At 33.7% G+C, this 12,131-nt stretch carries 13 protein-coding genes; 3 read left to right on the forward strand and 10 right to left on the reverse strand.

All coding sequences use genetic code 11. The features are described from left to right. Positions 1–48: 48 nt before the first annotated feature. Together LV842_RS01340 and LV842_RS01345 are read left to right on the forward strand one after the other, a co-directional pair. Positions 49–2,262, forward strand: coding sequence for a tetratricopeptide repeat-containing sensor histidine kinase (locus LV842_RS01340; RefSeq protein WP_233109662.1), 2,214 nt, complete (start codon positions 49–51; stop codon positions 2,260–2,262). Beyond that, positions 2,259–2,888 (forward strand): response regulator, encoded by a 630-nt coding sequence (locus LV842_RS01345; protein ID WP_233109663.1) that lies wholly within the window; start codon positions 2,259–2,261, stop codon positions 2,886–2,888. The genes LV842_RS01340 and LV842_RS01345 overlap by 4 nt, the downstream gene beginning before the upstream one ends. Positions 2,889–2,965: 77 nt before the next feature. Here the strand turns inward: LV842_RS01345 and LV842_RS01350 are convergent, their stop codons facing one another. Next, entirely contained in the window at positions 2,966–3,532 is a 567-nt protein-coding gene (locus LV842_RS01350; RefSeq protein WP_233109664.1) for a hypothetical protein, read from the reverse strand. A 146-nt stretch (positions 3,533–3,678) separates the two neighbouring features. Beyond that, positions 3,679–4,752, reverse strand: coding sequence for a resolvase (locus tag LV842_RS01355; protein WP_233109665.1), 1,074 nt, complete (start codon positions 4,750–4,752; stop codon positions 3,679–3,681). A gap of 150 nt (positions 4,753–4,902) precedes the next feature. Between LV842_RS01355 and LV842_RS01360 the strand changes: the two genes are divergently transcribed. After that, a complete protein-coding gene (locus LV842_RS01360) occupies positions 4,903–5,463 on the forward strand; it encodes a hypothetical protein (protein ID WP_233109666.1) in 561 nt (186 codons plus the stop codon). A 326-nt stretch (positions 5,464–5,789) separates the two neighbouring features. On the opposite strand, the gene infC is transcribed toward LV842_RS01360, so the two are convergent. The 8 genes from infC to LV842_RS01400 all read right to left on the reverse strand — a co-directional run bounded on the left by infC (position 5,790) and on the right by LV842_RS01400 (position 11,853). Next, positions 5,790–6,290 (reverse strand): translation initiation factor IF-3, encoded by a 501-nt coding sequence (infC, locus tag LV842_RS01365; RefSeq protein WP_027372223.1) that lies wholly within the window; start codon positions 6,288–6,290, stop codon positions 5,790–5,792. Between the two features lie 154 nt (positions 6,291–6,444). Further along, positions 6,445–8,382: a threonine--tRNA ligase gene (gene thrS / locus LV842_RS01370; protein ID WP_233109667.1), complete on the reverse strand. Its 1,938-nt coding sequence runs from the start codon at positions 8,380–8,382 to the stop codon at positions 6,445–6,447. Between the two features lie 343 nt (positions 8,383–8,725). Further along, complete coding sequence (locus LV842_RS01375) at positions 8,726–8,911, reverse strand: hypothetical protein (protein WP_233109668.1); 186 nt, start codon at positions 8,909–8,911, stop codon at positions 8,726–8,728. Between the two features lie 12 nt (positions 8,912–8,923). Next, positions 8,924–9,529 carry a DUF4230 domain-containing protein gene (locus LV842_RS01380; protein WP_233109669.1) on the reverse strand — a complete coding sequence of 202 codons (606 nt, stop codon included), beginning with the start codon at positions 9,527–9,529 and terminating at the stop codon, positions 8,924–8,926. A gap of 5 nt (positions 9,530–9,534) precedes the next feature. Continuing rightward, entirely contained in the window at positions 9,535–10,098 is a 564-nt protein-coding gene (locus LV842_RS01385; protein WP_233109670.1) for a TlpA family protein disulfide reductase, read from the reverse strand. 1 nt (position 10,099) lies between these two features. After that, positions 10,100–10,567 (reverse strand): nucleoside triphosphate pyrophosphohydrolase family protein, encoded by a 468-nt coding sequence (locus LV842_RS01390; RefSeq protein WP_233109671.1) that lies wholly within the window; start codon positions 10,565–10,567, stop codon positions 10,100–10,102. A gap of 145 nt (positions 10,568–10,712) precedes the next feature. Further along, complete coding sequence (locus tag LV842_RS01395) at positions 10,713–11,132, reverse strand: hypothetical protein (protein WP_233109672.1); 420 nt, start codon at positions 11,130–11,132, stop codon at positions 10,713–10,715. A 13-nt stretch (positions 11,133–11,145) separates the two neighbouring features. Beyond that, entirely contained in the window at positions 11,146–11,853 is a 708-nt protein-coding gene (locus tag LV842_RS01400) for a glycohydrolase toxin TNT-related protein (protein ID WP_233109673.1), read from the reverse strand. Between the last annotated feature and the right edge of the window lie 278 nt (positions 11,854–12,131).

Consider the following 12,131-nt stretch of genomic DNA (forward strand, 5'->3'; position numbering starts at 1 on the left):
CAGGTATTTGCCTATATTTACGTTTTGTAATGTAATGAACAGGAATTGATGTACAGGTTATTATTAATATTTACTTTATGTATTTGTCCGTTTTTTGCTCGGGCACAAGATGTTTTAAGCAGATTAGAAAAGGAATATAACAATACTTCAGACAAAACTACAGAGCGGTTAAATCTTGCTCCAAAATATGCTACTGCCTTATTTTTTCACAATTTAAAATCTAAATCTTATCAGATTTTAGAAACCAATATTGCCTCTGCACGAAAACAGACCGATGGGAAGTATGCCGTCATTCTGTATGCCGTACAAGCCATGAATTATCGACTTGATAATAAAGAAACTGAGGCTTTAAAAAGTCTGGAAACGGCAAAGATGTATAGTTTAAAAACGAATAGTAATGAAGCTAAAGGCTATTTTCACTATGCAAAAGGATGGATTTTAATACGCAATAATAAAACGACGGAAGCTGTTACTGCTTACCTGAAAGCTATTGAATATTATGAAAATTCACCGACAACTTCTACGCTGTATGGAAGATTTGGGAATGCAGCAAAAGAGTTGTCCACTATTTATTCTAACCTTAATGAATACCATCTGGAAGAAAAATACAGCAAACAGTTTTTGTTGTTGGCATCCAAACAGAATGATCCTAATCTTATTTTTGATGCCTACATGCGAATGGGCTACGTCCATGAACAAAAATATGATCAAAATCCATCGAATATAGAGTTTAGGAATAAAACAGAGCAGTATTATTTGCAGGCTATTACCACCTTCAATAAAAATAAGAAGATGATGCTCAACAGGAGCAGTCTTTCCTATGCTGCCATCAATTTAGCTAATTTGTATACTGGTTTTGATAGAAATAAGGCTATGCAATATGCCCGGTTAGCCAATACTGTGAGTCTGGAAACCGGTGATGCCATTCATATCGCTTCTTCATTTGGGATTTTGGCAGAGTTGGCCATACAGGATGAAAATTATGATTTAGCCAAGTCTTATTTTCTAAAAGCTTCTATGGAAATTGGAAAAAGTCCGGTCAGAGATCATAATATAGAATTATCCATTCTTGAATCGCTATCCGATATTAGTGAGCAGCAAGGCAATTATAAAGAAGCGCTCACTTATTATAAAAGTTATGTAGATAAATACAAAAGTGTTTATGATCAGGAAAAACTGAATATTACCAAAAGATTAGAATCGCAGTTTGATAAAGAACGACAGGAACAAAAGTATGTAAAACTGCAGCTGGAAAGTGATAAAAAAGCACAGCAGATTAAGCTGATCAATATTCTTCGGGCACAACGTGAACAAGTGTACAACAATTTAAAACTGGTAGAAGAAAATCAGCGGGAACGACTTAAATTTTCAGAACTCGAATCCGAAAAAAGAGCACAGCAACTTCGTTTATCAAAGTTAGAAACAGAGCAGAAAAATAATGATATCAATACCTTTAAAAAGCTTTTAGCTTACAAGGAAAAGATTAATACCTACTACATTATTTTTATTGTAATCTCTATCGTTTTGATCTCCTTATTGCTTTATGCTTATAAACAACGTGTAAGATCGATGAAACAAAGAGACGAACTGCATAATTTAGCCATAGAAAAAGAAAAACAAAATTCAAAAATATCTACACTTACCGCATTGCTTGAAGGACAGGAGCAGGAGCGTGGTCGTTTAGCCCGCGATCTTCATGACGGATTGGGTGGCTTGCTTTCAGGAACTAAACTTCAGCTATCTTCACTAGAATCTCATCAATCCGAAAATATAAAAGAGGGAATTTCAAAGTCGATTAACCAGATTGATGGTGCTGTAGAGGAATTAAGACGTGTAGCGCATAATTTAATGCCTGATTTATTAATTAAATATGGTTTCGAAGCTGCTATTAAAGAATTTGCTTCCCGTATGTCTAATGCTTCATTAGATATTCATACTGAATTTATCAATTACAGCAATTCCATAGCAGAAGAAAAGCAATTGATCATGTACAGAATCATTCAGGAATTAGTCAACAATGCTATAAAACATGCTCAAACTTCCGAAATTATTATTCAGATAAGTGAAGAAGAAAATGTAGTAAATCTCACCGTAGAAGACAACGGCAAAGGTTTTGATACAACCAGCGTAGATGTAAGAAAAACAGCAGGTTTTCATAATATAGAATCAAGAGTTCAGTTTTTAAAAGGAACGATGAATATCAGATCCGAACTGAATATCGGTACCAGTGTAGAACTTCAAATTCCTATTCATTTATCATGATAAAAGTAGCCATCACAGACGATCATCCTCTTTTACTGGAAGGATTGAAAAATATTTTAGGAAATACCAACACCATTGATGTAGTAGATTGCTTCAAAAGTGTTTCGGAAATGAATACAGGTCTGGAAAAACAAGCTGTCGATATTTTGTTGCTGGACATTAATCTGGCAGATACCAACAGCATCGAACTGATAAAACCTTTAAAGAAAAAGTACGAAGATCTTCAGATTATTATGCTTAGTGTTCACAACGAACTGCCAGTAATTAACAGCACTTTGGCTGAAGGCGCTTTAGGATACATTCAAAAAAATGCCTCTGTTTCTGAAATCCTGGAAGGTATTACTACCGTATATTCCGGTAAAAGATTTTTATGCTCACAAACCCAATGTGTTTTAGAGAAAAAATCGACGGATGGATTACATCAGGTTCCCAAATTAACACGAAGAGAAAAGGAGATCTTAGCCGAAGCAGCGAAAGGACTTACAACCAACCAAATGGCAGAAAAGCTTTTTATTAGTCCTCATACCGTAGAAAGTCACCGGAAAAATCTTATTGAAAAATTTCAGACTTCCAATCTGAGTTCAGCCATTAAATTAGCCATAGAATACGGTTTGATTATCGAATAAAATATTATCCAGCAAAAAGGCCTGCTTTCATAGTGTAAGCAGACCTTTTTTATATAATTAAATAATTAGGTGTTTAATTAATCTTTGAATTTCAGGGTAGCATTGAACAGGTTTTTCTTTCCTATTAAATCATATTCGTCATTATATACAGGTTCATACATCAATACATAAACGCTTCCAATAAAGTCTTTTAAATTGATCGGCTGAGCGACCATAACATCATAAAACCTTGTAATCGTACGTGTTGCCGTCCATTGTTTTAAGTTTCCTTTAGGTGTTTTATCAAATCTATGATCTTTAGCGTCTGTATAATACCAATAGGATGGCGCCTGATCCATCAGATACATTTCTTTGTCCTTGTTATACAATTCTTCCGCCATACCTGTATTCTGAAACCATGGAACTTCAGGATTATAAAGACCGACAGCTGATGCATAGATATTCTCATCTACAGTTGCCCCTATTAAAAAACCTTCAAGATTGGTAGAGGTAATTTCGTATTGAAAAGGCGATTTTTTCAGTTCATAAACATCATTTACAGGCTCAATTACTTTTCCGTCCTGCTTAATAACTACTTTTAGAGATTGTGCGAAAGTCAGAAGACTGAATAAACAAAAAAGGATGGTTAAACTTATTTTTTTCATTATATATCTTTAAAATAACTGCAGCAAAGATATTGGACTTTATCTCTATAAACACTGGCTGATTTCAGGGGTTTTTATGTTTAAAGCTGGAAGTTTTTCAAACCTCAATAATTTCCTTCTTTAAACCTACATCTCCCAAATCCAGGTTAAAACAGATTGCCCTTCAACTGAATTTTTATGAAAGCTGACTTTTGCTTCTTACCAACTGATGGAGCCGAAGTTGTAGGATAAACTTCTGCATAAAATATTTCATGATCTGCCCAAAAAGATTTTGTTTCATTGGCGATCTTAAAATTGGTAAAATTCATATATAAAAGGTTCTCCTGATTATAATTTTGTTCTAAATATCTGATGATTACAAAATCACTACCTGTATCATTGTTTGAAGCGATGTAAGAAATCCATTTCTTAGTCGGAAGAATTTGCGGGTAGCCTCCTGCAAATATTTCAACATTCGCTAAAGGTTTTACATGATAAAAAGAATAATAAGAGTTCGGAGTATCTATCGAAGTTTCTTTGAAGATCTCTAAATTCAGATTAGAAAATCCTCCAATATATTCACTGGACGATCCTCCGTCTTCTGTAGATTCATTTTCATCAGGCATAATCACGGTTTCTTTTGTGTTTTCAGTATATACCCATTGGTCATGTTTTAATTTTACATGTGGATTTTTCACTAAAACTTCATCGATCCGGTTTTTAGAAGCCATTTTAAATTCCTGTTCAGAAACTTCTACAATCGTACCATATTTCTTGAAAGATTTGTTATCAAAATCATCAGACTTTTTAAAAGTACTGCCTCTGATCTCATAAAGATTCACACCTTTTAAAGTTAAATCAAATGCCGCCGTGAATTCCGATTTCAAAACAAAAGCTTCAATGCTGTTTGAAATATTATTTTCAATACTATAATGAATAGAGTAGAAGTCATCAAACTCTTCAAATCCATAATACTTATCAATTTGATGATAAGCCATTTTCAGATGAGCTGCATCTTTGTTTGGAGCCACAAAAAACCGTACTGAATCTAACTTGGTAAATAATTGAAAGGGGACATCCTGCACATTATCTACCCCTTTTATCTTTTTAAAATCGGAAAAAGTAATGGTTTTCTGAATAACGGTCAACTCTTCTTTGCTGGTTTCCGGTGCTTTATTCTTTGGATTACATCCCACAAAAACAAGCATAGATGTTATAAAGAAATGAGATAGGCTTTTCATTTTTGTATTTTTTTTCAGCCAAAGGTATATGTATTCCCAACAAAACTGATTAACATGGGGAATAAATGGCTGAAAACAGGGATATACTGAATGGTCTATTTTAGACATTTTTGCAAAGGATAAATTAACGTATTGTAAATTATTTTACAGATGAAAAATATAATAATCAACTGGTCGGTTGTAATAGCTTTGCTTGCTTCCTGTTCACCTGCTACAGAAAAAAAAGTAGTCAAAACAGATTCTACAAAGGCAAAAGTAGACACAGTTCCGACACTTGAATCTGAAAAGAAAAATAAATCAGAATCAGAAATACCCAATGATTTTTCTGCGTTAGTTCCCATTGATATATTGAATAGCAAAAGCACAAATGTGTATGAAAAATACGGGATAGAGTTCTCAGGAAACTGTTATTCATGCGATTTAGCAAGCTTATCGATAACAAAGGGTAAAATGATCTGGACCAATATCTGTGATGAAGATGATGCTTTTGAAATGAATGATTTCTCAGTTGTTAATGAAGGAAACAAAACAATTTTGAAAACATCAGAAACAACCTATATTTTAACACAAATAGATCAAGCACCTGTTTACGAGCTGGTTGTTGAAGGTAAAAAACTTGATTTACATAATAAAAGACTTTCCAGATATTTTACAACCCAACACGCCTTGTCCCTTTTCAAAGAACACGACTGTGGTAATTTTGAGGGGTAATATTATAAAAGATTAATAAAATTAGTGATCCGGACGGGAGTAGAGCAGTCCTAAAAATTGAGAAAGAGTTTTTAGTTATTTAAAATGATTTACTTTTTAAAAACACAATAATTAATATAGAATCATTTTATTCGTAAGTAAGCTTGCAATAACATCAAATACTAAAATCTTTGCATAAAATATATTGCATAGGTTAGCTTCATCAACTTTGACGATTGATCCGGATCAACTATTTTTCTATGTTTCATACAGCTTTCAGAGAAAACTGTGATATAAAAAAACCTCAAATTACTTTGAGGTTTTTTTATATTAAAATAATGACTTAATTATTTTGCTGGTTTTTTAGGACTCATCATCATAATCATTCTCTTTCCTTCAAGTTTAGGAAGCTGGTCTACTTTTCCAACGTGCTCCAATTCCTGAGCCAGTTTTAAAAGCAAGATTTCTCCCTGATCTTTAAAGATAATCGAACGTCCTTTAAAAAATACGTAGGTTTTCAGTTTTGAACCTTCTTCAAGGAATTTTTCAGCATGCTTTTTCTTGAATTCGTAATCGTGATCATCAGTCTGAGGACCGAAACGGATCTCTTTCACAACTACTTTTACTTGCTTAGCTTTTAGCTCCTTTTGCTTTTTCTTTTGCTCGTATAAGAATTTTTTATATTCTAATACTCTCGCAATAAACGGTTCTGCCTTATCGGAAATTACTACTAAGTCCAATTCCTGTTCCGCAGCAATTTGTCTTGCTTTGTCAATTGGATAAATTCCCGGCTCTACGTTATCTCCCACTAAACGAAGCTCTCTCACACGAATTTTATCGTTGATCAAGTGTGCGTCCTCTTGTACCGGACGTCTTTGTGGGCCCCTGTTGTTAAATCTTTGTGCTATTGTATTATAATTTTATTGGTTAACTTTCTATTTTTATGGATCATTCTGAACAAAAATTAGTTTTTAAATTTATTCAGAATGATATTTTTTAGATTTAAGCATTAAACTCAAATCCTGTTTTTGATGCTTCTTTAAAATAAGTAACGAAATCTTCAATTTTCATAACTCCTAAATCACCTTCGCCACGTCTTCTTACAGAAATTGTGCCATCATTTTCTTCATTTTCTCCCACTACAATCATGAATGGAATCTTATTCAATTCTGCATCACGAATCTTTTTACCCGTTTTCTCGTTTCTGTCATCAATTAGTCCGCTAATATCGTGATTTTCCAGTAATTGAGAAACTTTTTTAGCATAATCTACATATTTCTCACTGATTGGTAAAATGATGAATTGATCCGGAGCTAGCCACAATGGGAAATCTCCCGCTGTATTTTCAATCAAAATCGCAATAAATCTTTCCATAGAACCAAATGGCGCTCTGTGAATCATTACCGGTCTGTGCTTTTCACCATCATTTCCTGTATACCAAAGATCGAATCTTTCCGGTAGGTTATAATCCACCTGAATGGTTCCTAACTGCCATTTTCTTCCTAAAGCATCTTTCACCATGAAATCTAGTTTAGGACCATAGAACGCAGCTTCGCCGTATTCAGTGACTGTTTTTAAACCTTTTTCAGTGGCAGCAGTTACAATTGCATTTTCAGCTTTCTCCCAATTTTCATCAGTTCCGATATATTTTTCTTTGTTATTCGGATCTCTTAATGAAATTTGTGCTGTAAAATCAGCAAAACCTAGTGAACCAAAAACATAAAGAACCAAATCAATCGTTTTCTTAAACTCATCCATCAACTGATCAGGAGTACAGAATAAATGCGCATCATCCTGAGTAAACCCACGAACTCTCGTTAAGCCGTGAAGCTCACCACTTTGCTCATATCTGTATACGGTACCAAATTCTGCATATCTTTTAGGTAAATCTCTGTAGCTCCATTGTGAAGTTTTGTAAATCTCACAGTGATGCGGACAGTTCATTGGCTTCAGCATAAATTCTTCTCCTTCATTCGGAGTTTTAATAGGCTGGAAGCTGTCTGCTCCATATTTATCCCAATGTCCAGAAGTTACATACAATTCCTTTGCTCCGATGTGCGGAGAAATTACAAACTCGTAACCTGCTTTTTTCTGAGCCTCAGAAAGGAAATTTTCTAATTTTTTTCTTAAAGCCGCTCCTTTTGGTAACCATAAAGGTAATCCTTGACCAACTTTTTCAGAAAAAGCAAAAATTCCTAATTCTTTACCTAATTTTCTGTGGTCTCTCTTTTTAGCTTCTTCTAAAAGCTCAAGATATTCAGTTAAATCTTTCTGTTTTGGGAAAGAAATACCATACACTCTCGTCAATTGAGGATTATTTTCATTTCCTCTCCAATATGCTCCGGCTGCATTTAAAATTTTCATTGCCTTCACAATACTTGTGTTCGGAATGTGTCCTCCACGACAAAGATCTGTGAAATCATCGTGTGTAACAAAAGTGATTTCTCCATCATTAAGATTAGAAATCAATTCCACTTTATAAGGATTGTCTGCATACACTTTTAAAGCTTCTTCTTTAGAAACAGGGTACAAAGAGAACGTTGAACCTTTTTTAGCATTTTCCAATACTTTTTTCTCAATTTTCTCGAAGTCTTTATCAGATAAACTTTCGTCACCGAAATCTACATCATAATAGAATCCTTTTTCAATTGCTGGACCAATTGTCAACTTAGCATTAGGATAAAACTCAAGGATAGCCTGCGCCAAAAGGTGGGCTGAAGAATGCCAGAAAGCTTTCTTACCAAGATCATCATTCCAGGTCAACAATTGTACCGTAGAATCCGTGGTTATAGGTGTGGTCGTCTCTACTTGTTTGTCATTTACAACTGCGGAAATGGTATTTCTAGCCAATCCCTCGCTTATAGATTTTGCCACATCTAGCGGAGTTACTCCCGCCTCGAATTCTCTGACGCTATTGTCTGGAAGTGTAATTTTTATCATTGTTTACTAAGAAATTTTAAGATGCAAAAATACGGAATTTTTAATAAAAAAACGACATCTATGCGACTTATAGATAAGATTTAATATGAAAATTTAACAAAAATCGTTTTTAGTAATCAATAATTTTTTATTGTTTTAATTATAAATGAGTTAATTATCTCTGATTCTTCTTTTTATCTTTTACTTTCACATTAAGAATTCCCACTTTATAGCTTACTTAGCTGTGAATATCTCTATATAATAAAGGTTTTCTATACTATTTGGATTTTCGGACTTCTTTAAAAGATTTAGATATATAAAAAAAGATTCTGCCTTCTTAAGACAGAACCTTTTTATTTTAAGATTATTCTTTTGTATTATCTGTTTTTCCTGATTTGTTTTTTGAAGATTTCTGAACATCTTCTTTATCAATATCAGGTGGATTCGTTTTCTTCGACGAAGCAGGAATATCGGGAAAATCCTGATTTTGTTTCTTTGTTTCTGCGCTGTTGGCAGATTCTTTTCCTTTTTTATCTCCTTTTGAGTCCATAACTTTTGAATTTTATAGTCCTAAAATACCCAGCTTACCGGTCTGGTCTTCTATACTATAATTCAAAGCCTTTGCCAAAACGAAAATATTGTTCAGATTTTCCATCAGCTGTTTATGTCCTTCTGTTCTCAACTTATTCTGATCAACAGATTTCATTGCTGTTTCTTTTGCTTTCTGAGTCACATTTTTAATGTCTTTTTCAGAAATCCTGTTGAAAAAAGAATCGTCTAATGATTGGATTTCCACACTGGGTGTTATCCTGATATTTGCTTCCGGAAGGTCTGTGATAATAAGCTTTTTATTAATGGAATCGACCTTAATTTTCATTTTATTAAGATCATAAGAAACCTGCGCATTAGTTTTAGTATATGTAATAATGCTGTTGCTGGAAACTTCTTTTCCGAAAAATTCATAGCCCATTTTCGTCTTCTGCATTGTAGAAAAATTCTGCTCAATCACCACCATTTTATTCATTTTAGAAATCTGGTTCGTCAGAATGTAATAATCTGATTGTTCAGTTTTTCCTCCAAGATGTAAACAAGATTTCAATCCAAAGAAAAGCACTACCATTAACAAAGCTCCTGCTAAGAACGGTATTATGAATCTGATATTTTTCAAATCTGTTATTTTATAATTTCATTGATGACAGATTGGTCGTCTTTCTTCAGAATATTCACTAAATCTCTTTCAATATAACCTGTAGTAGGCATTTCGATGATTCTTCCGATTTCTTTACCATATTTCTCTACAATAATAGTCGGAACTTTCTGAATATTATAACGACCTTCGTCTCCGGTTGGAGATTCTTTTTTACGATTTACTGCAATGATCGTTAGTTTATTATCCGGATATTTCACTTCCTCCAATATTTTCATCAGTCTCGGAAAATCTCTGTGGCTGTCTTCGCACCACGTTCCCATAAAAACAATGATATTATAGGAGTTTATTTTATCTTTTTTAAGATCATTGATGGCTTTTTGATCCATTGCATACTCATCATGTTCTTTTACATACCAGTCTGCATACGGAGCTTTCAGGAACTGATCTTTTAATTGGTGTCCTAAAAGCATTTTGCCGTCATTAGTTGTTTCAACTTCGCGGTTTACTACCACTTTTTGAGCACTGAACTGTTGGGCTGTAAGAGCCAAACATGAGATCACGGCAATATTTGTAATCAGTTTTTTCATATTATTTTTCGATAATTGTCTTCAGATCAGCCGGAGAATAATATTTATTTTTCAGAACTTTATGATCGGCCTGTCTGTAAACATTGAATTTCTCACCTGATTTTTCATAAAATGATTCTACGTCTTTTGCTTTATAAAACTCAACGGTTTCCTGTGCCTGTTCTTCATTATCACAAGCTTTCGACATATTGGAACGCTGAACTTCGTTGAATAGCTCTACAAATTTGTTGCCAAGTCCGAATTCTAATACGGCTCCACTCAAAACATATTGCAAATCACATAATGCATCAGCAATTTCTACAATATCATTATCCGCAATCGCTTGTTTTAATTCGTTCAATTCTTCCTGTAAAAGCTCAACTCTAAGGTTGCATCTTTCCGCTGAAGGAATTTGTGGAGTATCTAAAATAGGGGCTTTGAAAGTGGTGTGGAATTCTGCTACTTGGTTCAGACTATCAATTTTATCCATGAATATTTTTTATTTAAAGCAAATATAGAAAACGATTTTGAAAATGTCTAGCGCTTCTTGATGAATTACCGAATCTTTTTATTAAAAAACCACAGCTTCAAAAACTGTGGTTTTACTTTGATTATCGGATAATTCAAAAAATCAATTATTTTAATTCTTCATATTCCCAAATACCTGAAATCTCTAAAATTGTTAATCCCGGTTGCTTTTCGCCATAACTAAAAACTCCTATGTATTTAGACTGACAGGATCCACAATAGGTTCCAAAATATAAAGTAGGCAACTCATTCACCGTTAATTCTCCAAAATGAATTCTTCCTGGTGATGTTTTCGCAACCATATTATTATTTAAAAGATCTGTTTTCGTCAATACCTTATCCTCATTATAAATCTGAAAGATTGGAAACCCCGATTCATAAGGTGTTATTTCAACTGTATTGACATGGTTACATTTATTACAGGTGAATTTTACAATTGCTGACGGAATAATCTCATCATTACTAAAATAATTTTTCGCAACAAGCGCTTTTTTATCGAGAATTATTTTTTTTGATATTGAATGCATTTGAGTTTGTTTATTACTGGATTACCGTACCTACCAGGTTATTATATTTTCCGCTTGGGCTTTTTTTGATGGTAATTTTTACATATCCTTCTTGTGCTAATTTATTCCAAGTTTTCTGATATCCTGTTGTAATATCGATCGGAATTTTCCACATCGTCTGTTTTCCTCCTCCAACTTGACCAAACCAAGGAATTACATCTGCTGTTTGGGATTTGAAAGGTAATATATTATTTACAACATCGATCTCATAATAGAAATCATAAGCATTTTCAGGCTGATTTAAGGCTCTTTGCGAGAAAGTATATGTATATCCGTTGATTATCGGGCTTGTAAAACTTCCTCCCAGAGTAGGAACCCCTGTCCCGTTATAATTACCAATCGCTCCGCTGTATCTGTCGAATTTCTGTCCGGCTTGTAAAGGTACATCATCTACAATATTATAGCCTCCGTTTGCTGGTGGCCATCCTCCATTCAGTTTACTGCCTTTGAAAATAACCTCCAACGCTCCCCACTGTCCTTTTTTGTAGAGTTCAAATATATGATCTCTTGATGCCTGATCTACAGTTCCGCCCGTATCATAGGTTAAAGCAAAATCGTTAGCATTTTTGTAGAATACAGTTTTAACAGGTGGTACATCAGTTTCCGACTCATTGTCTGAACTACACGCAATTGAAAAAGAAGTAATTGCTAAAAAGAATAAATACTTAAATAAATGTTTCATATAAAAAGTTTAAATTATGTAGGATAGAGTAGACCGCATAATAGTTTACCTTGTGACACAACAAGATCTCATCTCAATGATTTTTACTATTATTTTACTGGAAGTTTTACATGATCATTACTTTTATTTAAGATCAAAAAAGTAATGAATGGTATTACCCGGTTTTTCTAAGAATATAAGTTTTAGAAAACCTCTTCAAGTGCAAGTCGGGTAGGCGGTACAATAGGAATGAATTCCGAATTCTAAAATTAAATAAAAAATCCATTTAATAGTGGCTT

It is taken from the genome of Chryseobacterium gwangjuense (genome assembly GCF_021311115.1).
Classification (GTDB): domain Bacteria; phylum Bacteroidota; class Bacteroidia; order Flavobacteriales; family Weeksellaceae; genus Chryseobacterium; species Chryseobacterium gwangjuense.